The following is a 22294-nucleotide window of genomic DNA, read 5'->3' as shown; positions in this document are numbered from 1 at the left end:
ACTGAAACATCGCACCCCGGGAGGCCCCATCGTGAGTTTATTCGACAAAAAGCATCTGGTTTCACAAGCTGATGCATTACCGGGACGCAACACCCCTATGCCTGTGGCGACCTTACACGCAGTCAATGGCCATTCCATGACCAACGTGCCGGATGGCATGGAAATCGCCCTGTTCGCTATGGGCTGTTTCTGGGGCGTTGAGCGCCTCTTCTGGCAGTTGCCCGGCGTTTATAGTACGGCGGCCGGCTACACGGGCGGTTATACGCCGAATCCTACCTATCGCGAAGTCTGCTCCGGCGAAACCGGGCATGCGGAAGCGGTACGCGTGGTCTATGACCCTGCGGTAATCAGCTACGAACAGCTCCTGCAGGTCTTCTGGGAGAACCACGACCCGGCGCAGGGCATGCGTCAGGGCAATGACCACGGCACCCAGTACCGCTCGGCTATTTATCCGCTCACGCCTGAGCAGGATGCCGCCGCGCGCGCCAGCCTTGAGCGTTTCCAGCAGGCCATGCGTGAAGCGGGCGATACGCGCGAGGTAACGACGGAAATCACCACCGCGAAACCGTTCTACTATGCCGAGGACGACCACCAGCAGTATCTGCATAAAAACCCGTACGGCTACTGCGGCATTGGGGGCATCGGCGTTTGCCTGCCGCCACAGCTGGCCTGATCACCGATCCAGCGCCACGCGAGCCGCGTGGCGCTCAAAGAGGCGACAGCGTTGTCTCATAACGTAACAACCACTCCCCGGACGCTCCCCTCAGGCACTTTCGCCAAAAATGTGACCTCTGGCAGATTTACATCTCTTTACGCTATACTACCCGCTGAAATAATCGGCTCAACGCTACGAGCTGACGTTCAATGTGTTTTCACACAAATGGTATCAACTCCCCTTCTGAGGATCTGGCGAGAAGCCGGATAAACTATGTTAAACAGTATTTTAGTAATACTTTGTCTGATTGCCGTCAGTGCATTTTTCTCGATATCTGAGATCTCGCTGGCCGCGTCCCGTAAAATCAAACTGAAGCTGCTTGCCGATGAAGGCAACATCAATGCCACCCGCATCCTGAAAATGCAGGAAAACCCCGGCATGTTCTTCACCGTGGTGCAAATTGGCCTCAACGCGGTCGCCATTCTCGGCGGTATCGTGGGTGATGCGGCGTTTTCCCCTGCGTTTTATAGCCTCTTTGTTAAGTACATGTCCGTTGAGCTGGCCGAACAGCTGAGCTTTATTCTCTCCTTCTCGCTGGTAACCGGCCTGTTCATTCTCTTTGCAGACCTGACCCCGAAACGCATCGGTATGATTGCGCCAGAAGCTGTGGCTTTGCGTATCATCAACCCGATGCGCTTCTGTCTGTACGTGTTTCGTCCGCTGGTGTGGTTCTTCAACGGCCTGGCGAACGTGATTTTCCGCATCTTTAAGCTGCCGATGGTGCGTAAAGACGACATCACCTCTGACGATATTTATGCGGTCGTGGAAGCCGGCGCGCTGGCCGGGGTGCTGCGCAAGCAGGAACATGAGCTGATTGAGAACGTATTCGAACTGGAATCCCGTACCGTGCCCTCTTCCATGACCGGCCGCGAGAACATTATCTGGTTCGATTTACATGAAGATGAGCAGAGCCTGAAGAACAAAGTGGCGCAGCATCCACACTCCAAGTTCCTGGTCTGTAATGAAGATATTGACCACATTATCGGTTACGTCGACTCCAAAGACCTGCTGAACCGCGTGCTGGCAAACCAGAGCCTGGCGCTCAACAGCGGCGTGCAGATCCGCAATACCCTGATTGTGCCGGACACTCTGACGCTCTCAGAAGCGCTGGAAAGTTTCAAAACCGCCGGGGAAGACTTCGCGGTGATCATGAACGAATACGCGCTGGTGGTGGGTATTATCACCCTCAACGACGTCATGACCACGCTGATGGGCGACCTGGTAGGCCAGGGGCTGGAAGAGCAGATTGTTCAGCGTGACGATAATTCATGGCTGATTGATGGCGGCACGCCGATTGAAGACGTGATGCGCGTGCTGGATATCGACGAGTTCCCGCAGTCCGGAAACTACGAGACCATCGGGGGCTTTATGATGTTTATGCTGCGTAAAATCCCGAAACGCACCGACTCGGTGAAGTTCTCCGGCTACAAGTTTGAGGTGGTGGATATTGATAACTACCGCATCGACCAGCTGCTGGTGACGCGTATCGACAACAAACCGACCGTACTGGTGCCAAAGCTGCCGGATGCGGAAGAGAAGGTGTCGGCGTAAGGTTCCTGCCCCCACAAACATCAACGGCTCCCATCGGGAGCCGTCTTTTTATCTACTACTACTGCATAGCACGTTGGTTAAGCCATCTCAGTTTGCAGACGCATAACCTGACGGTTGACTTCGGACATCACAGACAGGTGCTGTTTGTCCTTCACTTTTGGGACAAGGATTTTGCCCTTATCAAACTCAAAAGCGCCAACATCCTTGATGTACAACCGTCCACGGAACAGGATCTTCACGTACTTCGCCACCTGAAGCGGGTTGTAGCGTTGGAAAATTTTCATTCTTGTATCTCCTGCGAATCATACGCTCTTGCGGTGCCACAATCGGCCCGACTGTCCTGAGCGCAAATTTTAATGCCCAATGACTATAGACCAGAACTACGGTGTTACCCAGTGTGCATAAGTTTATTTACCGTTTGATTACAATTATTCAGAATAATCTTTGCAAAGCGTGACTGAGCGCAGTATAAGCCGTCGTTTTTTCATGGATATGTGCGTTCGCCCGCAAACTGGCATCGGGATTGCGGGAAAACCACATTGATCGCACTTATGATTAAAAGCGCAAGACCAAGTGGTCGGATCACCTGCAAACAATAAGGAAACGCCATGACCCTACGTAATATCCTTACAGCAGCCTGCCTGCTGCTGCCCCTGTGGGCTTCCGCTCACAGCATTGAAAAAGGACAACGTGTACCGCCAGTCGGCATTGCTGACCGGGGAGAATTGATTCTCGACAATGATAAGTTTAGCTACAAAGCCTGGAATAGCGCGCAGCTTGCGGGCAAAGTGAGAGTTGTACAACATATTGCCGGTCGTACATCCGCAAAAGAGAAAAATGCCAACCTGGTGGAAGCGATCAAGGCCGCAAAATTCCCTCATGACCGCTACCAGACGACCACCATTGTTAACACCGATGACGCCATTCCGGGCTCCGGGATGTTTGTGCGCTCAAGCCTTGAGAGCAATAAAAAGCTCTACCCGTGGTCGCAGTTTATCGTCGACAGCAACGGCGTAACCCGTAAGGCCTGGCAGCTGGAGGAAGAGAGCTCCGCGATTATCGTGCTGGATAAAGAGGGCCGCGTACAGTGGGTGAAAGACGGCGCCTTAACCCAGGAAGAGGTGCAGCAGGTTGTCGACCTGCTGCACAAGCTTCTGGCTCAATAAATCGAGACGCGGAAGCCGGGGTTGAGGAAGGATTCGCGCGGGGTATAGTCCAGCGGCTTGCCTTGCCAGTCATGAACGTGCGCCCCGGCGGCCGCGGCAACGGCATGACCTGCCGCGGTATCCCAGACGTTGGTTGGCCCAAAGCGGGGGTAGAGCTGCGCATGGCCTTCTGCCACCAGGCAGAATTTCAGCGATGAGCCAATCGAGGTGGTCTGGTGTTCACCCAGCTGCTGCAGGTACTCCTGCAGCTCGCTGTCGCTGTGCGAGCGGCTAATCACCACCAGCGGCGGACGCGCATCGCGCACCTGGATCTGCTTGCGCACGCCGCACTCTTCCTTCCACGCCTTCCCTTCTGCGGCGCTGTACATCACCTTCATGACCGGCGCGTAGACCACGCCCAGCACCGCTTTACCCTTCTCAACCAGGGCGATATTGACGGTGAATTCACCGTTACGCTTGATGAACTCTTTTGTCCCGTCCAGCGGATCGACCAGCCAGTAGCGCTGCCAGTGCTGGCGCTCGTCCCAGCTTTGCGGCGCTTCTTCTGACAGAACGGGGATGTCCGGCGTCAAGGACTGTAACCCTTTCAGGATCACCTTATGCGCCGCGATATCCGCCGCCGTGACCGGAGAGTCGTCCGCTTTGCTGACGACCTCCATAGGCTTAATACCGTCATACACCTGCATGATGGCGTCTCCCGCATCCCGTGCGAGCTGACAAATTTTATCTAGCATTTTCCACCTCTTTGTTAACGCAGTGAGGTTAACTCTTTGTTTTAGTTATATCGTAATGTGAACAATTCCGCTATCTGTGAAGCAATTCCGGTTTCAGGTTACTTTTTTCTGTCAGGATTCACATTTCTGTAAGCAACAAGCTATAGATACATACTCTTTTGTGGTCTGCATCGAAAAAAGGACTCCTCTGATGATTAAGTTTAGTGCAACGCTTCTGGCGACGCTGATTGCAGCAAGCGTGCAGGCGGCGACGGTAGATCTGCGTATTCTGGAAACGACCGATCTGCACAGCAACATGATGGACTTCGATTACTACAAAGATACCCCAACGGAAAAATTCGGACTGGTACGCACGGCAAGTTTGATCAATGCGGCGCGTGGCGAAGTGAAAAACAGCGTGCTGGTCGACAATGGCGATCTCATTCAGGGCAGTCCGCTCGGAGATTACATGGCGACCAAGGGGCTGAAAAAAGGCGAGATCCATCCTGTTTATAAAGCGATGAACACCCTGGACTACACCGTCGGCAACCTCGGCAACCACGAATTCAACTACGGTCTGAAATACCTGCATGACGCCCTGGCCGGTGCGAAATTCCCGTACGTTAACGCCAATATCATCGACGTTAAGACCCAAAAGCCGCTCTTTACCCCTTACCTGATTAAAGAGACAAGCGTCGTCGATCGGGACGGTAAAAAACAGACGCTAAAAATCGGCTATATCGGTTTTGTCCCGCCGCAGATCATGACGTGGGATAAAGCCAACCTGGACGGTAAAGTGACCGTTAACGACATCACCGAAACCGCGCGCAAATACGTGCCGGAAATGCGTAAAAAAGGCGCCGATCTGGTGGTCGTTGTCGCCCACTCGGGTCTCTCCGCCGATCCGTACCAGGCCATGGCAGAAAACTCCGTTTACTACCTGAGTGAAGTTCCCGGCGTCGACGCGATCCTGTTCGGCCACGCCCACGCGGTCTTCCCGGGCAAAGATTTCGCCAGCATCAAAGGGGCAGATATTGAGAAAGGAACGCTCAACGGCGTGCCGTCGGTAATGCCGGGCATGTGGGGCGACCATCTTGGCGTGGTGGATCTGGTGCTGAATAACGACGGCGACCGCTGGAAGGTGACGCAGTCAAAAGCCGAAGCGCGCCCGATCTACGACGCTGCGGCTAAAAAATCTCTGGCGGCTGAAGATAAAAAACTGGTCGACGTGCTGAAGCACGATCACGACGCCACGCGCGAATTCGTCAGCAAGCCGATCGGCAAATCCGCCGACAACATGTACAGCTTCCTGGCGCTGGTTCAGGACGACCCGACCGTTCAGGTCGTCAACATGGCGCAGAAAGCCTATGCCGAACACTTTGTGCAGGGCGATCCAGATCTGGCAAAACTGCCGGTCCTGTCAGCCGCTGCGCCATTCAAGGTGGGCGGGCGTAAGAATGACCCGGCAAGCTATGTAGAGGTCGAAAAGGGCCAGCTCACCTTCCGTAATGCCGCCGACCTCTATCTCTATCCGAATACGCTGGTGGTGGTTAAAGCCACCGGGAAAGAGGTAAAAGAGTGGCTGGAGTGCTCAGCCGGACAGTTTAACCAGATTGACCCGCACAGCAGCAAGCCGCAGTCGCTGATTAACTGGGACGGCTTCCGCACCTACAACTTCGACGTGATCGACGGCGTGAACTACCAGATTGACGTCACCCAGCCGGCGAAATATGACGGTGAGTGTCAGACAATCAACCCGCAGGCGGAGCGCATTAAAAACCTGACCTTCAACGGCAAGGCAATTGACCCGAATGCCACCTTCCTGGTCGTGACCAATAACTACCGTGCCTACGGCGGTAAATTTGCCGGTACGGGGGATAGCCACATCGCCTTTGCTTCTCCAGATGAGAACCGCTCGGTGCTGGCGGCGTGGATCAGCGCGGAGTCGAAAAAGGCGGGAGAAATTCATCCGGCAGTGGACAACAACTGGCGTCTCGCGCCGATCCACAGCGATACGCCGCTGGATATCCGCTTTGAAACGTCACCGTCCGACAAGGCTGCCGCGTTTATTAAGGAGAAGGCGCAGTATCCGATGAAACAGGTTGCGACGGATGATATTGGGTTCGCGATTTATCAGGTGGATTTGAGCAGGTAGCGGCGATTGTGCCGGGTGGCGCTTCGCTTACCCGGCCTACGGGATGGAAGATTACGGGTAGGCCGGGTAAGGCGAAGCCGCCACCCGGCTTTTACGCCGCACGATCGTCCCGATTCGCCATCACCTTCGGCGTATTCACCTCAATCCAGTCCGCCAGCGCGGCGACCTTCTCGCTCACCTCAATACCCAGCGGCGTCAGGCTATACTCTACGTGCGGCGGCACCACTGGATACGACACGCGATCGACAAACCCGTCCTGCTCCAGCGCCTGAAGCGACTGGGACAGCATCTTTTCACTCACCCCGCCCATTTTACGGCGCAGATCGCTAAAGCGATGCGTTCCCTGGCGCAGGGCCAGCAGAATCAGGACTCCCCAGCGGCTGGTCACGTGTTTGAGCACCTCGCGCGAAGGGCACTGTTCCGCGAAAAGATTGCCATCGCGCATTTGTTCGCTGAGCGTCGGTATCGTTGTTTTCATACTTACCTTTTTGTACGTACTTACTAAAAGTTAGCTATGGTGCTAGTGTGCCACAACACCAGACAAACACGAAGGAGATTCATCATGATCGCGATTACCGGCGCCACCGGCCAGCTTGGCCATCTCGTTATCGAACAGCTGTTGAAAACAGTACCGGCCAGCCAGATTGTGGCCATCGTGCGTAACCCGGCGAAAGCGCAAGCCTTAAGCCAGCAGGGGATTGTGGTGCGTCAGGCAGACTACACGGATGAAGCCGCCTTCGCCGCCGCGCTGAGCGGCGTGGATAAACTGCTGCTGATCTCGTCCAGCGAAGTCGGCCAGCGCGCAACCCAGCACCAGAACGTGATTAACGCCGCCAAAACGGCAGGCGTGAAATTTATTGCCTACACCAGCCTGCTGCATGCGGATACATCGCCGCTCGGCCTGCACGTAGAACACGTTGCCACTGAAAAAGCGCTGGCGGCGTCCGGGATTCCTTATGCCCTGCTGCGCAACGGCTGGTATACCGAAAACTACCTGGCGAGCGCGCCGCCAGCACTGGAACACGGCGTGTTTATTGGTGCGGCAGGCGAAGGCAAAATTGCCTCTGCCACCCGCGCAGACTATGCCGCAGCGGCAGCTAAAGTGATTGCTGAAGAGGGCCATGCGGGCAAGGTGTATGAACTGGCGGGCGACCACGGCTGGACGCTGAGCGAACTGGCGGCTGAACTCAGCAAACAGAGCGGAAAGCCGGTCAGCTACCAGAATCTCAGTGAAGCGGATTTTGCCGCCGCGCTGAAGAGCGTCGGCCTGCCTGCCGGTCTGGCCGATATGCTGGCGGATTCCGATGTCGGGGCCTCCAAAGGCGGACTCTTTGACGACAGCCATACGCTGAGCAAACTGATCGGACGCGCCACCACGCCGCTGGCGCAGAGCATTAAAGCCATTCTGTAACGGCCTGACCGTTATCTCCCGCGGCCGGGTGATTCCCCTTACCCGGCCCGCTCAAATTTATTAATAATAAAATCAGATATAACAATTAAAAATCCGGGTATTCTTTTTCCGTCGCGTACGTTATCGGTTTTTCAAATCCGGGAAGGGTGATGCCGTTCATATCAATCTTAATATCTTCCTCATTTATCCCCTGCTGGCCGAACAGATAAATGACGTTGAGTTCACCCTGCGAAGCCGCCTCGTCGTAGGCGTTCGCCTGACGCCGCACCTGGCGGTTACGCTGCTGATAATCCGCATACACCGCGTCCCCGTAGCGTTTGCGCAACCATTGATGGGTCAGCTTTGGCGAGTAAACCACCCCCGTGGCGTTATTCCCGCCAAAGCCTTTTGAATTAATAAAGGCGATTTGTCCCTGGCCTTCCTCTAATTTGCAGTCCTGAAGAGGAATGGTTAAGCGTGCGTTATTCACCTGCGGCGCGATGTGCGTCACGCTTTTAATTCCCGGTAAAATGCCATAGCGGAAGACGCCAAGGCAGCTGATGAGCTGGTCGCCGCTGGCGGATCCCAGGGAGTGACCGAGATACGATTTTACCGCCGTCACCGGCCAGTCGCGGATCGCAAAGGCTTGCGCAACGCGGTCAAAAATATCCGCTTCGGAGACGCAATTCTTCGGCGTGCTTGAACCGTGCGCCTGAATAAACGATCCCTTCTGCACCGCCTCCATTCCGACCATCGACACCGCCGAAGCCACGGCTTTCGCCATGGTGATGTAGTTCCCCGGCCCCGGTGATGTAATAGAACGCTTAAAGCCGTCAGCGTTGATGAAGACATTCCCCACCGAACCGTGGATCTCTGCCCCAAGCTGCAGCGCCAGCTCATCGTCCATTAACACGACATACTGGCTGGATTCTGCGATCACAAAACCGCAGCTGTTGCCAAACGGGCGGCTGCTGTTGCTCCAGTCGGCCGTTTCCGTTTCATCAATATGCTTAAGCTTGCTCTCCGTTGCCAGGGCGCCCATGGCGTCGAATCCTTCGATCGCTTCGGAGGTGACCGGCGCTTCGGCGCTGCCCACAACGGCCACGCGAATGCGCCCCGCTTTGATATCTTCAACTGCCGCATTGAGGTTATACAGAAACGTGGCGCACGCCCCCAGCGTGGCGCTGGTATGACCGACGCTACCCAGCACATACGCATTGAGGAAATCAGCGCACATGCTGTTCAGGCCCAGCGGACACTGTTTGGCGCTGACGCGCTGGCCTTTCAGGCGCGACTGGAGCATACCGCCAAAGCCATAATCGTCGAGCTGTCCCATGATATTGCCAGAATAGACCCCGAGCTGATCCGGCGCGATAGCTGCCTGTATCTCGCGCCACGGGATCCCCAGAGCGTTGATGGCATCCGATGCCCCGACAATCGCCATTTGTAACGCCCGCGGATGGAACTGCGAATGGTAATGGTCACCCGGGCGGAATCCCTGCGGCAGCAAGCCTGCAGCCTGAACCTCGGTGCGCAACAACGCCTCAATTTTACAGTCCATCTCTCCCTGAACGGTAATGCGCACGCGCTGATCCGGTAATTCCTCGGCCTGCCATCCCGCCGGTAAGGGATGAGGTAACTGTCTGGCAGAGATATTAAAACTGAATCCTTCTTCGCCAGAAACCATATTCAATTTTGCATGGCTGGCGATAGCATCGACATCAAAATAGTCGCGCGTAATTTTTCTGATAAGGGTTCCTTCCAGCGCCTCGTCTTTTATATTTGCGGCAGCCTGAGCAGGGGTAAATCTTTTACCGGAACTGTCGCAATACCCACCTTTGTCATATTTAAGCACGCCCATCAGGATGGCTAACGATAATAAAGCCTGCTGCCTTTCCTCTTCCGACAATGATTCAATAATCATTCGGCGAAATGCATGATGATAAGAACTACGACCAGCTGGACTATAGCCACCAAAAGCCGTTATTACGGGTAATTTCGCCATAATTCATCCTGTAGTGGTCGTGGATTTATTTTGTTAAGCAAGTACGATCATTTCAGATATTAGTTTACAAATTACCGACAAAAGCTAATATGAAAATCCAGCCAAAATACTGACTTTTTTGGCCAGGGTAACGATGAGCCACCAAAAATAATAGTCAAAACAGGTATTAATCAAAAAATGACAAATACACAAATAGGATTTGTGTTATGCGAACGCATGCTAAGTTCCGGTCTCAGTCTGCCGATTGAAATGTGGAAAGCCGCAGCCAGTAGCTATTTAGCCGAGCAAAAAACAACATCCCACGCAGACACGCACAAACCGGAGACGTCTTCATTCAGGCTCTGTCGTCCGGAGAATATACTGAAAGTTCATACTATTGGCATAAATAACGAGCCCATCCTGACGCACAGTGGCTTTAGCATTACCGCCGATACCACCCTTGCCGCAGACAGGCACTACGACGTTATCTATCTTCCTGCCCTGTGGCGCAATCCTCGCGCAGTGGTCAGACAACAGCCTGAACTCCTGGCATGGTTGACCGAAAAGGCTGCGCAAGGAACACGCATCGCGGCCGTTGGAACGGGCTGCTGTTTTCTGGCGGAATCAGGATTGCTCAACGGAAAACCCGCCACCACCCACTGGCACTACTTCAAACAGTTCTCGCGTGACTACCCCAACGTAAAATTACAAACCAAACATTTTCTCACGCAGGCCGATAATATTTACTGTGCCGCCAGCGTTAAAGCCCTCTCAGATTTGACCATCCATTTCATCGAAACGATATACGGGAAATGTGTAGCCACGCATACCCAACGGACCTTTTTCCATGAAATTCGGAGTCAGTTCGATCGCCAGTGTTACAGTGAAGAAAACAAACCGCATCCGGATGAAGATATTGTTCAAATTCAGATCTGGATAAAAGCCAACTGCGCCTCGGATATATCCATGCAGGATCTTGCCGATATGGCTGGCATGAGTTTGCGCAACTTCAACCGTCGCTTTAAAAATGCCACCGACATGTCCCCCCTGCAGTATTTATTAACCGCCAGAATTGAATCCGCCATGACGATGTTGCAATCCACCAATCTGAGCATTCAGGAGATCGCCAATGCGGTGGGATATCAGGATATTGCGCATTTTAACCGCCAGTTTAAGCATAAAACCACGGTGTCACCGGGGGATTATCGTAAGACGGTGCGGGCAAAGATGTTTAGTGCATAAACTCCGGTCATCTCTGATAATGAAAAGATGACCGCGAGGAGGCTCACCGTGCAAGGCGTACCGGAACAGTTTAATGATGAAAGAGACAGCGCGCGCTTTCGCCATCTGGCGCAGCTGCCGGGCCTGGAGCTTTATCATGCCCATATTTCTGACTACGCCTTTGAGCCTCACACCCATGAAGCCTTCGGGATCGGCACAATTGAAACCGGTGCCGAACGCTTTCGCTATCGCGGCACCCAGCATCTCGCGGCGGAAAAATCCGTCGTCACCATGAACCCGGACGAGATCCATACCGGCGAATCCGCCACCGAAGGCGGCTGGCGCTACCGGATGGTCTATATCGAACCCAATCTGCTGGAAGAGATGACCGGTCTGCGGCACTGGTGGTTCAGCGACGTGACCCGTCATGACCCGTTGCGCTCGCAGCAAATCGGCAGGCTTATTTACGGCCTGTGGCACACGGACGATCCGCTTGCGCAAAAAGGATTGCTGCTGGATCTGATTGAGACCTTCCAGCCGTTTGCCCATCACGCGCCGCAGGTCCAGGAAGGCGCGCACCGCTTCGAACGGGTACGCGAGTACCTGCACGACAACTATATGCGCGCCCTGACGCTGGACGAGCTGGCCAGCGTCGTTTCACTCAGCCCGTATCATTTCCAGCGCCAGTTCAAAGCCCATTTTCACGTGACGCCGCATCAGATGCTGATGGCCATTCGCCTCTGGCGCGCCAAAGCGTTCCTCACCCACGGCATGCCCGCCGCAGAGGTCGCCGCCGCAACCGGACTGACCGATCAGTCGCATCTCACACGCGCGTTTACCCACCGCTATGGCATTACTCCCGTGCGCTACCAGAAGCAGGTCACCCGGCGCTAATGCGCAATCTCATACAATACGCGCGCACTTGCCCCTCCTACACTGGCTACAGCGTAAATACCTGTGGATGGAAAAATGATTAGTGGAGTGTTGTATGCCCTTCTGGCCGGGATGATGTGGGGGCTGATTTTTGTCGGCCCGCTGATCGTGCCCGAGTATCCGGCAATATTGCAGTCGACCGGACGATATCTGGCGCTGGGGCTGATTGCCCTGCCCCTGGCGTGGCTGGGGCGCGCGCGCTTGCGTCAGCTCAGCCGTCAGGACTGGGGGACCGCGCTGGCGCTGACCATGATGGGCAATCTTATCTATTACGTTTGCCTGGCGAGCGCCATTCAGCGTACCGGTGCGCCGGTGTCGACCATGATTATCGGTACGCTGCCGGTCGTCATCCCCGTCTTTGCTAACCTGCTCTACAGCCACCGCGATGGCAAACTGGCGTGGTCAAAAATGGCACCGGCGCTGGTCTGCACTGTCCTGGGGCTGATATGCGTCAATATTGCCGAGCTGCGTCATGGCCAGGCGGATGTTGACCTGTGGCGTTACGGTTCTGGCATTCTGCTGGCGTTCATTTCCGTGGCGTGCTGGGCATGGTATGCCCTGCGCAACGCGCGCTGGCTGCGGGAGAACCCGGACAAGCACCCGATGATGTGGGCGACAGCGCAGGCGCTGGTCACGCTGCCCGTATCCGTCGTAGGGTATCTCGGCGCATGCCTCTGGCTGGGCCATCAGCAGCCGGACTTCGCCCAGCCTTTCGGGCCAAGACCGTGGGTGTTTATCGGCCTGATGGTGGCGATTGCGGTGCTGTGCTCGTGGGTGGGCGCGCTGTGCTGGAACATTGCCAGCCAGAAGCTGCCGACGGTGATCTTAGGACCGCTGATAGTCTTTGAAACCCTGGCCGGGCTGCTTTATACCTTCCTGATGCGCCAGAGCGTACCGCCGTTGTTCACGGCCTGCGGGATCGTGCTGTTGGTCGTAGGGGTAGTGATGGCGGTGAGAGCGAAGCCGGAAAAACCAAGTGTTGTTCCGGCGTCGGAGATGTGATTTTTGCCCAGCGGCGCTGCGCTTGCAGGGTCTACAAAACCGTAGGCCCGGTAAGGCGTAGCCGCCACCGGGCAAGCCCTTAAAACGTTTCCCAGTTCCCTTCTGACGCCGCGGCTACGGGCTGCGCTTTTGGCACATAGGTTTTCACCGGCGCCGCTTTAACCGCCTGGTTGCGGGTGATTTTGAACACCGCTACCGCTTCGTTCAGACGTGCAGCCTGATCTTCCAGCGCCGCCGCCGCGGCCGCAGATTCCTCCACCAGCGAGGCGTTCTGCTGGGTCACGCGGTCCATCTCGGCTACCGCCTGGCCCACCTGGTCAATACCGCGGCTCTGCTCGTCAGAAGCCGAGGCAATTTCGCCCATGATGTCCGTGACGCGGGTAACCGCATTAACGATCTCGGCCATCGTCTCCCCGGCTTCGTTAACCAACTGCGAGCCCGCGTTCACGCGCTCGCCGGAATCATCGATCAGTGCTTTGATCTCTTTCGCCGCCTGGGCGCTGCGCTGGGCGAGGGTACGTACTTCCCCAGCCACCACCGCAAAACCGCGGCCCTGCTCGCCCGCACGCGCCGCTTCCACCGCCGCGTTCAGCGCCAGAATGTTCGTCTGGAAGGCAATGCCGTCGATCACGTTAGTAATTTGCGCGATTTTGCTGGAACTGGTGGCGATTTCGTCCATTGTACGCACCACGCCTTCAACCACGTTACCGCCCTTCTTCGCCGTTGAGGAGGCGTCCAGCGCCAGACGGGAAGCCTGACGCGCGTTATCGGCGTTCTGCTTCACGGTTGCCGTAAGCTGCTCCATGCTGGCTGCCGTCTCTTCCAGAGACGCGGCCTGCTGCTCGGTGCGGGAAGAGAGATCGTTACTGCCTACAGAGATTTCGCCTGCACCGGTGTAAATGGTATCTGCGCCTTCACGCACTACGCCCACGGTGTTTGCCAGCGAGGTTTGCATCTCCTGCACGTTGCGCGCCAGGATAGCCATTTCATTTTTACCGTCGGCCTGAATCGGCTGGGTGAGATCGCCTGCCGCAATGGCGCGAATATGGTTAATCACCTCTTCCAGCGGCAGCAGCAGCACGCGGCGCATAGCAATCCAGCTGGAGATAATCACCACAATCACCAGCAGCATGACCGCAGAGAGGATCCACAGAATGCGTTTGTAATCACTTTCGTTATCCTGAATGCCTTTATCCGTGAGCGCGGCCTGCGCTTCACGCCATTCACGATAAACCTTCTGCATCGCGTTCTGTTTTTGTTCGGCATTCTGCTTGAACATATCTTCCAGATTGCCCTGACTCAGCAGAACGTTCATTTGCGTGAGCGTTGCAGAGTAAATGCGATACTGCTCTTCGAGTTGGTTGGTCAGGTTCTCATCCATGCCTGGCGTATTCGGCAAGGCATAGTATTTATCATAATGAACCTGCGCTTCAGTCAGCAGATTTTTCGCCGTGGTCACCAGCTCATTCAGCTGACCGCCGTTAATTTGCGAGGCCATGCTGCTTTGCAGGCGCAGCATCCCGCGGTTCAGGGTGACACGCGCCTGGTTCAGACTGATCCACGCATCGGTAAACTCCGCCACGTTCTTGCTGGAGAGCTGCGCCACGGTGAAGTTGTCTTTATCGTTGTTAAGGGCGTTGATAAAGATACCGGCGGAAATCACTTGCATGATGCCGAGCACAAGCAGCACCGAAATCAGAAGGGTAATGACTTTTATACGTTTAAACATGCGTTGCCTTTGTTATATGCAGGTTTGTCTGACGTGGATATATCGGCAGGCGCCGCGGGTTGTTTACTGTTTCTCCACCTTTAAAAAGTTTCGAAACCACTTTCCTAAGGCCATTCAGAGAGTTAAATCAGATATTTTTTTGTGATCTGTCTCTCATTTTTACCCATCCCTCTAAAGGGTTATAGCGCCTGCTTAAAGATGCATTTAATATGCATCTTATATTATTGACGACGAGGTAACTGCTATGGCCTTTCGCGACCAACCCCTCGGCGAGCTGGCGCTCTCCATTCCTCGCGCTTCTGCGCTGTTTCGTAAATATGATATGGACTACTGCTGCGGCGGTAAGCAAACCCTGGCACGTGCGGCGTTACGCAAAGAGCTGGACGTTGAGGCGATTGAAGCCGAGCTGACGCAGCTGGCCGCGCAGCCCATCGACAAAGACTGGCGAACCGCTCCGCTCGCGGAAATCATCGACCATATCATCGTGCGTTATCATGACCGTCACCGTGAACAGCTACCGGAGCTGATCCTCCAGGCGACCAAAGTCGAGCGCGTGCATGCCGACAAACCTTCCGTACCGCGCGGTCTGGCGAAGTACCTGACCCTGCTGCACAAAGAGCTTTCCAGCCATATGATGAAAGAAGAGCAGATCCTCTTCCCGATGATTAAACAGGGAATGGGAAGCCAGGCGATGGGGCCCATCAGCGTGATGGAAAGCGAGCATGATGACGCAGGCGAACTGCTGGAGGTGATCAAACATACCACCCACAACGTCACGCCGCCGCCAGAAGCGTGCACAACGTGGAAAGCGATGTACAACGGCATTAACGAGATGATTGACGACCTGATGGAACACATCAGTCTTGAGAACAACGTTCTGTTCCCGCGGGCATTAGCGGGGGAATAAAAAAGGCCGCTGCGGCCTGATGCCCTCACCCCGGCCCTCTCCCACGGGGAGAGGGTGCAAAACTAAAAACGGCAACCGAAGTTGCCGTTTTGCTTTTACCTTACGCCAGCCATCCGTTTCTTACCGATAAACATCCAGCCCAGCCCCAGCGCAATAAACCACAGCGGCGTGACGATCAGCGCCTGACGGGTATCATCTTCCAGCGTCAGCAGAACCAGCACGAAGACGAAGAACGCCATGCACACCCAGCACATCAGCTTGCCCAGCGGCATCTTGTAGATCGATTTTTCATGCAGGTGTGGGCGCTGTTTGCGGTACACCAGATAGGAGCAGAGGATGATGGTCCAGACGAACATAAACAAGATCGCAGAGACCGTGGTGATCATGGTGAACGCGCCAATCACGCTTGGGTTCACGTAGAGCATCACCACACCACCCAGCAGACACATGCAGGAGAAGGTCAGCCCTTTTGCCGGTACGGCACGCTTAGAGAGCTTGGCGAACGCGCTCGGCGCCACGCCTTCCTGCGCCAGACCAAACAGCATACGGCTGGTTGAGAACACGCCGCTGTTTGCGGAAGAAGCCGCAGAGGTCAGCACCACGAAGTTAATCAGGCTCGCTGCCGCAGGCAGACCTACCAGCACGAACAGCTCAACGAACGGGCTCTTGCTCGGCACCACCGAGCTCCACGGCGTCACGGACATAATGATAATCAGCGCGAAGACGTAGAACATGATGATACGCACCGGAATGGAGTTGATGGCGCGCGGCAGGGACTTCTCCGGATCTTTGGTTTCCGCAGCGGTCGTTCCGACCAGCTCAATTCCCACAAACGCGAACACCGCAATCTGGAAGCCGGCAAAGAAGCCGCTAATGCCTTTCGGGAACCAGCCGCCGTCATTCCACAGATGGGTAAACGACGCCTGAACGCCGGTTGGTGACTGGAAGTGGGTGAGCACCATCACCAGACCCACCACGATGAGCCCGACAATTGCCACGATTTTGATCATCGCGAACCAGAACTCCATCTCACCGAACATTTTAACGGTGGCGAGGTTCAGGCTCAGCAGAAGAACGATGACCGCCAGCGAGGCGACCCAGTCCGACAGCCCCGGGAACCAGAACTGCGCATAGGCGGTAATCGCCACGACGTCCGCCATACCGGTGACGACCCAGCAGAACCAGTAGGTCCAGCCGGTAAAATAGCCCGCCCACGGCCCGAGCAGGTCTGATGCGAAGTCGCTGAAGGATTTGTATTCAAGGTTCGAGAGCAGCAGTTCACCCATTGCACGCATCACGAAGAACAGCATAAAACCGATAATCATATAGACGAATATGATTGACGGTCCGGCGAGACTGATGGTTTTGCCTGACCCCATAAACAGCCCGGTACCGATGGCACCCCCAATCGCGATGAGCTGAATATGACGGTTTGTGAGATTGCGCCGTAGCGACTGTTCAGACGACGCCTCTTCGTCGGCGACGACTTTGACCTGATCTACCATGTGATATTTTCCTGTTTATGCCTGTCTGTGTTGTTAAGGCTCTTCTGGCCTTTAAATACGTCAAAAAAATGACGTTCCCTTGTAAGGGCTAATCGATATTAGGTAAGAATCGGCGGGATGAATACTATGATTTAGATATTATGTTAATAATATGTTGAAAGTGAGTGTCATATCACTCATACAGCGCGAAACAGCTCACAAAAATACACGCAACAGTTTCGTTTGCAAGATAAAATATTGATAGCAACGTAACTATAGGTTTTTACACTATTTTCCTCTCCCCAACCGGGGAGAGGAAATAAGAAAATTCGATTACAGAATTTCCAGCAGCTCAACTTCAAAGACCAGGGTGCTGAATGGCGGGATGGACGCGCCAGCGCCGCGCTCGCCGTAGGCCAGGTTGTGCGGAATAGTCAGTTCCCATTTAGAACCGACCGGCATCAGGGTCAGTGCTTCGATCCAGCCTGCGATAACGCCGTTAACCGGGAACTCAGCCGGTTCGCCGCGCGCCACGGAGCTGTCGAAGACGGTACCGTCGATCAGCTTACCGGTGTAGTGTACGCGAACGTGGTCGGTACGCGCCGGGATTGCGCCGTCGCCCTGATTGATCACGCGGAACTGCAGACCGGATTCGGTGCTGTTCACGCCTTCACGCTCGCGGTTCTCTTCCAGATATTTCACACCTTCGGCCGCCATCTCTTCGAAGCGCGCACGACGCACGGCGTCAGCACGTTCGTGGATTTCACGCAGCGCACGGTGCACAACGTCAACCGGAACGGCTGGCTGTTTGCCTTCCAGCGCGTCAGCAATACCCGCCACCAGCGCTTCAGGTAACAGACCTTCCAGGCCGGATTCGCTCAGCTGCTGTCCTACCTGCAAGCCGATACCGTAACTTGCCTGCGCTTCGATAGTGTCAAAAGTCGGGGTGGTCATGGGTTTTCCTTCCATCACATTTAAAGTAGCGGGCAGCATATCAGCCATGCCCTTATGGGTAAAACTTTGTCTGAAGTTAAGGTGACAAACCGCGACGAAACAGAAACAATAGAGAGAACCAGGATTAATCCCGAACTGATGTCACGGATGTCGGGTTTACTACGCCGTTCAGGCAGTTAGCAAACTATACTTCGGGGCACAGGATAAAAAATACGCGGAGCAGGAGGAGTGCCATGCCCGGGCGATTTGAACTGAAACCTACCCTGGCGAAAATCTGGCAGGCGCCGGACAATTTTCGCATCATGGACCCGCTGCCTCCTCTGCATCGCAGAGGGATCATCATTGGTGCGCTGATGGTGATTGTGGGCTTCCTGCTTCCTTCCGGTGGCGATGATGTTGATACCGCCCCCGTCACCCACAATGCTCAGCTGGATATTCAGTCGCAGACGCGGCCGCAGCCTGACGCACAGCCGATGCAGACGCAGCTCGTCACCCCGTCTAACGATCCGGGTCAGGTCGCGCCGGTTGAACCAGAACCCATTCAGGATGAACAGCCGCAGGATCAAGCCGCGGCCCCGTCTCAGCCTCAGACGCAGCAGCCCACCGGCATTGAGCAACAGTGGCGTTCCTATCGCGTCGAGCCGGGCAAAACCCTGGCACAGCTTTTCCGCGACCACAACCTGCCGCCAACTGACGTGTATGCCATGGCAAAGGTAGAAGGTGCGGGTAAACCGCTCAGTAACCTGCAGAATGGTCAGATGGTACAGATTCGCCAGAATGCCAGCGGGGTAGTGACAGGGTTAACGATTGATACGGGAAGTGGACAACAGGTACTGTTTACCCGCCAGCCAGACGGCAGTTTTATCAGGGCGCGTTAAGGACTGGAGTCTGTAAAAAGCAAAACGCCGGCACAAGGCCGGCGTTTCAACGTGAGCAGAGTAAAAAATTACTCAGCTACAACGTTAACAACCAGTTTAGCGAACACTTCGCTGTGAACCTGGAAGTCAACTTCGTGCTCACCAGTGGTACGCAGAACGCCGTTCGGCAGACGAACTTCGCTCTTAGCCACTTTAACGCCTGCTGCAGAAACTGCATCAGCGATATCGCGGGTACCGATGGAACCGAACAGTTTACCTTCGTCGCCAGCTTTGGACGCGATGGTAACGGTGCCCAGTGCGTTGATTGCTTCAGCGCGAGCGTTAGCAGCCGCCAGAACGTCAGCCAGTTTGGCTTCCAGTTCAGCGCGACGTGCTTCGAAAAACTCTACGTTTTTCTTGGTAGCTGGAACAGCTTTACCCTGTGGAACCAGGAAGTTACGTGCGTAACCCGCTTTAACGTTAACCTGATCACCCAGGCTGCCCAGGTTTGCTACTTTATCAAGCAGAATAACTTGCATTACCTTATCCTCTTAAAGTCGTATTAATGGACCGTGCCCGATTACTGATGACGATCAGTGTACGGCAGCAGGGACAGGTAGCGAGCGCGTTTGATAGCGCGAGCCAGCTGACGCTGGTATTTTGCACGAGTACCGGTGATACGGCTTGGGACAATCTTACCGCTTTCGGTGATGTAGTTTTTCAGCGTTGCGATATCTTTATAGTCGATCTCTTGAACGCCTTCCGCGGTGAAACGGCAGAACTTGCGACGACGGAAATAACGTGCCATATGGCTAGTCTCCAGAATCTATCAAATCAATCTGCTCGGCATGCAGAACCATTTTGCTCAGGCCGTTCTTTGCCTTGTGGCAAGAGATGAACCCCTGAACGATTACTGCGCTACCGACCGTTAAACTGTGAGTAATGGCCTGGTTTTCGTGTCCGCTAATAATAACGGGCATTTGGCACCACGCCTGCCGGTGAAATCCGGCTTCCTCTTGCACAGAACGATGCTCAAGCACGAACTGGCAATGCGGAATTCCTGATGGACTGACCTTTCGAAGGGGAGCCCTGCATACGATGCCGGACAACGCCAGACGGTTGGTCATCAGAAATTACTCTTCAGAATCCCCAGCATCAGAATCATCTGCGGTTTCGTTTGCGAAATCATCGCGACGCTCACGGCGCTCGTCTTTCGCTTTAACCATCGGAGATGCTTCGGTAACTGCGTTTTTGGTACGCATAACCATGCTGCGGATAACGGCATCGTTGAAGCGGAAGGTAGTTTCCAGCTCATCGATCACTTCCTGCGGCGCTTCAACGTTCATCAGAACGTAGTGTGCTTTGTGCAGTTTGTTGATCGGGTAAGCCAGCTGACGGCGGCCCCAGTCTTCCAGACGGTGGATCTTGCCTTCTGCACCAGTGATGGCAGCAGAGTAACGCTCGATCATACCCGGAACCTGTTCGCTCTGGTCAGGATGGACCATAAAAACGATTTCGTAATGACGCATCGAATTGCTCCTTACGGATTATTCAGCCTCCTGTCTGGGTCAGCCGAGGCCCGGGGAGGCAAGGAACGTGTTAAAGGTCGGCTGAAAAATTGACGCGTCATAATACTTGCGCGCCCCTGGAAACTCAAGCTGATTGCACAAATAATTCGCACAAAGCGCGAAGCGGCTCTAAGTGGGTGATTTAAAATTGGTCACACCCGGAATCGCTGTTTTTTTGAACAACTGCATCAGAAATGGTCACGCATCCCCGCCGGATGAGTGATTACACTTTAATCAGAGATCGCCTGAATTAAGAAGGAGCATCCCCTCTCTCGCAGCACGTAGTCGTGGAGCGCATATCATGAAAAAAATCGCATTAGCCATAATGGCGGCGCTTTTGCTCAGTGCAAACGCGATGGCAGCCATCAAGATAGACAGCCGACAGGCCAGAAACATGGATGATGTGCAAAGCTTGGGCGTAATTTACATCAATCATAATTTCGCCACGGAAAGTGAAGCAGATCAGGCATTAAATGAAGAAACCGATGCGCAGGGCGCAACCTATTACCACGTGATGTTAATCCGTGAGCCCGGCAGCAACGGCAATATGCACGCCAGTGCAGATATTTACCGATAACGCGTTAACGCTAGCACCAGGAAAGCCAACAACGAGAACATAGCCATAGTTGACGTTGCCCCCTGCCCGGGGGCTTTTTTTGTGAATTGCTCCAAAAGCCCCGCGGTTACAGCCGCTTGTAGTAGCGATCGCCGGCAAAGGCGCCAACCCTGAGATCCTCCAGAAGCGGGAAGATAAAGGCATCAAAGTCCTGGGCGTCTAAAGATGCTGGCGGAAAAACGCTACCGTGGCGTCCAGCGCGGTGGGCGTGATGCGGTGGCGGACGCCCGATTCCCACAGACAGGTCAGATTACCGTCCAGCCCTTCATTCATTAACGCCTGCTGCAGACGGAAGGTGCCCTCGGGCGGGACCACATCATCCGCATCACCGTGCCACAGCAGCAGCGGGCGATCGGCCACCCGCGGCAAAGCCCGGGTCACTTCCCACTCTGCCAGCGTCGCGGTGATTTCCGCTAAATCCTGAGGAGGAAAAAGGGTCTTCGCCAGCAACGTAAAATAGCCCGAGCCCATCAGACAGGCGACAGACTTCACTTCAGAATGATGCGTCATAATCCCCAGCGCCGTCATACCGCCCATCGATGCCCCGGCGACAGCCAGACGACGGTCGGCCACCAGCCCTGCCTCATAAAGCGCATCGCGCAGCCCGGCAAATTCGGTCAGACTCCCGTGCAGAATCTGCCAGAACTGCCCCAGCCGCGCCTGTTCATTACCCGTAAAGCGCGCGCCGTGGTCGGGTGCATCCGGCATCACCACGCGAAAACCTGCCTGCGCCAGCGCGACCGCAAAATAACTGTAAACCAGCTTCGATGAGGTAAACCCATGATAAAAAACCACAACAGGCAGCGGTTTATCACGTTTACCCGCTGGCATTGCGTGTAAAATTTCATGGTCGCCGAGATGGCGTATTTCAATTTCAATCATTGTCGACCCTGTGCGAATGTATGATTCATAATGTTGAGAACTGGGTTACGCTTTCACGTCATTTTCATTCGAAATATACGTCCCAGATAACACTTCGGGAACATTCCCCCAAAACTAAATACACAGACAACTACACTATGGCTATCAGGAAACGAGATATGGTTATGCGCAGGTTTGCTGCTTTATTGCTGGTGTTTCTGCTGGGTGGCTGTAGCGCGCTGCAGGGAACGCCGCAACCCGCTCCACCGGTCGCCGATCATCCACAGGAGATTCGTCGTAATCAGACGGAAGGATTACAACGAATGGGCACCATCTCCGCGCTGGTTCGCGGCTCTCCGGATGACGCAGAAGCGGCAATAAAAGCACAGGCCGTCGCCGCCAAAGCAGATTATTACGTCATCATTATGATCGACGAAACCATCATAACGGGACAGTGGTATTCACAGGCCATTTTGTACCGTAAATAA

Annotated in this window: 24 protein-coding genes; 12 read left to right on the top strand and 12 right to left on the bottom strand. The window is 54.7% G+C overall.

Going from position 1 to position 22294, the window contains the following annotated elements; genetic code table 11:
- The first annotated feature begins 31 nt into the window (after positions 1-31).
- Together msrA and V1587_RS04960 are read left to right on the top strand one after the other, a co-directional pair.
- Positions 32-673, top strand: a complete 642-nt coding sequence (msrA, locus tag V1587_RS04965) for a peptide-methionine (S)-S-oxide reductase MsrA (RefSeq protein ID WP_371899591.1) — start codon at positions 32-34, stop codon at positions 671-673.
- Between the two features lie 255 nt (positions 674-928).
- Positions 929-2266 carry a hemolysin family protein gene (locus tag V1587_RS04960; protein WP_032662457.1) on the top strand — a complete coding sequence of 446 codons (1338 nt, stop codon included), beginning with the start codon at positions 929-931 and terminating at the stop codon, positions 2264-2266.
- A gap of 77 nt (positions 2267-2343) precedes the next feature.
- Here V1587_RS04960 and V1587_RS04955 read toward each other — a convergent pair whose 3' ends face one another.
- Positions 2344-2550 (bottom strand): DUF1107 domain-containing protein, encoded by a 207-nt coding sequence (locus V1587_RS04955; RefSeq protein ID WP_008501430.1) that lies wholly within the window; start codon positions 2548-2550, stop codon positions 2344-2346.
- Positions 2551-2874: 324 nt separating this feature from the next.
- Here V1587_RS04955 and V1587_RS04950 point away from each other — a divergent pair, with 324 nt between their 5' ends.
- Positions 2875-3432 (top strand): YtfJ family protein, encoded by a 558-nt coding sequence (locus tag V1587_RS04950; RefSeq protein ID WP_371899593.1) that lies wholly within the window; start codon positions 2875-2877, stop codon positions 3430-3432.
- Here the strand turns inward: V1587_RS04950 and cysQ are convergent.
- Positions 3426-4166 carry a 3'(2'),5'-bisphosphate nucleotidase CysQ gene (gene cysQ / locus V1587_RS04945; RefSeq protein ID WP_371899594.1) on the bottom strand — a complete coding sequence of 247 codons (741 nt, stop codon included), beginning with the start codon at positions 4164-4166 and terminating at the stop codon, positions 3426-3428. The two genes, V1587_RS04950 and cysQ, sit on opposite strands and share 7 nt — an antisense overlap.
- A 190-nt stretch (positions 4167-4356) precedes the next feature.
- On the opposite strand from cysQ, the gene V1587_RS04940 reads away from it, so the two are divergent.
- Complete coding sequence (locus V1587_RS04940; RefSeq protein WP_371899595.1) at positions 4357-6300, top strand: bifunctional 2',3'-cyclic-nucleotide 2'-phosphodiesterase/3'-nucleotidase; 1944 nt, start codon at positions 4357-4359, stop codon at positions 6298-6300.
- Between the two features lie 91 nt (positions 6301-6391).
- Here V1587_RS04940 and V1587_RS04935 read toward each other — a convergent pair whose 3' ends face one another.
- Positions 6392-6778 (bottom strand): winged helix-turn-helix transcriptional regulator, encoded by a 387-nt coding sequence (locus V1587_RS04935; protein WP_371899596.1) that lies wholly within the window; start codon positions 6776-6778, stop codon positions 6392-6394.
- 84 nt (positions 6779-6862) lie between these two features.
- On the opposite strand from V1587_RS04935, the gene V1587_RS04930 reads away from it, so the two are divergent.
- The gene (locus V1587_RS04930) at positions 6863-7711 is read left to right on the top strand and encodes an SDR family oxidoreductase (protein WP_127729371.1); all 849 of its coding nucleotides are present in this window, start codon (positions 6863-6865) and stop codon (positions 7709-7711) included.
- A gap of 85 nt (positions 7712-7796) precedes the next feature.
- On the opposite strand, the gene V1587_RS04925 is transcribed toward V1587_RS04930, so the two are convergent.
- On the bottom strand, positions 7797-9614 hold the full coding sequence (locus V1587_RS04925; RefSeq protein WP_395314521.1) for a beta-ketoacyl synthase: 1818 nt from the start codon (positions 9612-9614) through the stop codon (positions 7797-7799).
- A 258-nt stretch (positions 9615-9872) separates the two neighbouring features.
- On the opposite strand from V1587_RS04925, the gene V1587_RS04920 reads away from it, so the two are divergent.
- The 3 genes from V1587_RS04920 to V1587_RS04910 all read left to right on the top strand — a co-directional run bounded on the left by V1587_RS04920 (position 9873) and on the right by V1587_RS04910 (position 12830).
- Positions 9873-10916 (top strand): GlxA family transcriptional regulator, encoded by a 1044-nt coding sequence (locus V1587_RS04920; RefSeq protein WP_371899598.1) that lies wholly within the window; start codon positions 9873-9875, stop codon positions 10914-10916.
- 48 nt (positions 10917-10964) lie between these two features.
- Positions 10965-11789 carry an AraC family ligand binding domain-containing protein gene (locus V1587_RS04915; RefSeq protein ID WP_371899599.1) on the top strand — a complete coding sequence of 275 codons (825 nt, stop codon included), beginning with the start codon at positions 10965-10967 and terminating at the stop codon, positions 11787-11789.
- Between the two features lie 75 nt (positions 11790-11864).
- Positions 11865-12830, top strand: coding sequence for a DMT family transporter (locus V1587_RS04910; RefSeq protein WP_371899600.1), 966 nt, complete (start codon positions 11865-11867; stop codon positions 12828-12830).
- Positions 12831-12909: 79 nt separating this feature from the next.
- Here the strand turns inward: V1587_RS04910 and V1587_RS04905 are convergent, their stop codons facing one another.
- Positions 12910-14559 carry a methyl-accepting chemotaxis protein gene (locus V1587_RS04905; protein ID WP_371899601.1) on the bottom strand — a complete coding sequence of 550 codons (1650 nt, stop codon included), beginning with the start codon at positions 14557-14559 and terminating at the stop codon, positions 12910-12912.
- 244 nt (positions 14560-14803) lie between these two features.
- On the opposite strand from V1587_RS04905, the gene ytfE reads away from it, so the two are divergent.
- Positions 14804-15466 carry an iron-sulfur cluster repair protein YtfE gene (gene ytfE / locus V1587_RS04900; RefSeq protein WP_371899602.1) on the top strand — a complete coding sequence of 221 codons (663 nt, stop codon included), beginning with the start codon at positions 14804-14806 and terminating at the stop codon, positions 15464-15466.
- A 95-nt stretch (positions 15467-15561) separates the two neighbouring features.
- Here ytfE and cycA read toward each other — a convergent pair whose 3' ends face one another.
- Both cycA and fklB read right to left on the bottom strand, forming a co-directional pair.
- Positions 15562-16971, bottom strand: a complete 1410-nt coding sequence (cycA, locus tag V1587_RS04895; protein ID WP_047957602.1) for a D-serine/D-alanine/glycine transporter — start codon at positions 16969-16971, stop codon at positions 15562-15564.
- Positions 16972-17283: 312 nt separating this feature from the next.
- Complete coding sequence (fklB, locus tag V1587_RS04890; protein WP_008502892.1) at positions 17284-17904, bottom strand: FKBP-type peptidyl-prolyl cis-trans isomerase; 621 nt, start codon at positions 17902-17904, stop codon at positions 17284-17286.
- Positions 17905-18137: 233 nt separating this feature from the next.
- On the opposite strand from fklB, the gene V1587_RS04885 reads away from it, so the two are divergent.
- On the top strand, positions 18138-18782 hold the full coding sequence (locus V1587_RS04885) for a LysM-like peptidoglycan-binding domain-containing protein (protein WP_371899603.1): 645 nt from the start codon (positions 18138-18140) through the stop codon (positions 18780-18782).
- 68 nt (positions 18783-18850) lie between these two features.
- On the opposite strand, the gene rplI is transcribed toward V1587_RS04885, so the two are convergent.
- Genes rplI through rpsF form a run of 4 tightly spaced genes read right to left on the bottom strand, consistent with a single transcriptional unit; the run spans position 18851 to position 20290 of the window.
- A complete protein-coding gene (gene rplI / locus V1587_RS04880; RefSeq protein ID WP_008502894.1) occupies positions 18851-19300 on the bottom strand; it encodes a 50S ribosomal protein L9 in 450 nt (149 codons plus the stop codon).
- A gap of 41 nt (positions 19301-19341) precedes the next feature.
- On the bottom strand, positions 19342-19569 hold the full coding sequence (gene rpsR, locus V1587_RS04875) for a 30S ribosomal protein S18 (protein WP_000135199.1): 228 nt from the start codon (positions 19567-19569) through the stop codon (positions 19342-19344).
- Between the two features lie 4 nt (positions 19570-19573).
- Positions 19574-19888: a primosomal replication protein N gene (gene priB / locus V1587_RS04870; RefSeq protein ID WP_008502895.1), complete on the bottom strand. Its 315-nt coding sequence runs from the start codon at positions 19886-19888 to the stop codon at positions 19574-19576.
- Positions 19889-19894: 6 nt separating this feature from the next.
- A complete protein-coding gene (gene rpsF, locus V1587_RS04865; protein ID WP_152083215.1) occupies positions 19895-20290 on the bottom strand; it encodes a 30S ribosomal protein S6 in 396 nt (131 codons plus the stop codon).
- A 340-nt stretch (positions 20291-20630) separates the two neighbouring features.
- Here rpsF and yjfY point away from each other — a divergent pair, with 340 nt between their 5' ends.
- The gene (gene yjfY, locus V1587_RS04860) at positions 20631-20906 is read left to right on the top strand and encodes a DUF1471 family protein YjfY (protein ID WP_371899604.1); all 276 of its coding nucleotides are present in this window, start codon (positions 20631-20633) and stop codon (positions 20904-20906) included.
- A 198-nt stretch (positions 20907-21104) separates the two neighbouring features.
- Here the strand turns inward: yjfY and yjfP are convergent, their stop codons facing one another.
- The gene (gene yjfP, locus V1587_RS04855; RefSeq protein WP_371899605.1) at positions 21105-21827 is read right to left on the bottom strand and encodes an esterase; all 723 of its coding nucleotides are present in this window, start codon (positions 21825-21827) and stop codon (positions 21105-21107) included.
- A 137-nt stretch (positions 21828-21964) separates the two neighbouring features.
- Between yjfP and bsmA the strand changes: the two genes are divergently transcribed.
- Positions 21965-22294 carry a biofilm peroxide resistance protein BsmA gene (gene bsmA, locus V1587_RS04850; protein WP_371899606.1) on the top strand — a complete coding sequence of 110 codons (330 nt, stop codon included), beginning with the start codon at positions 21965-21967 and terminating at the stop codon, positions 22292-22294.

This window comes from Enterobacter sp. ECC-249 (assembly GCF_043965265.1).
Lineage (GTDB): Bacteria > Pseudomonadota > Gammaproteobacteria > Enterobacterales > Enterobacteriaceae > Enterobacter > Enterobacter quasiroggenkampii.
The sequence above is the reverse complement of the archived record's forward strand: the minus strand, read 5'-3'. Positions and strand labels throughout refer to the sequence as shown.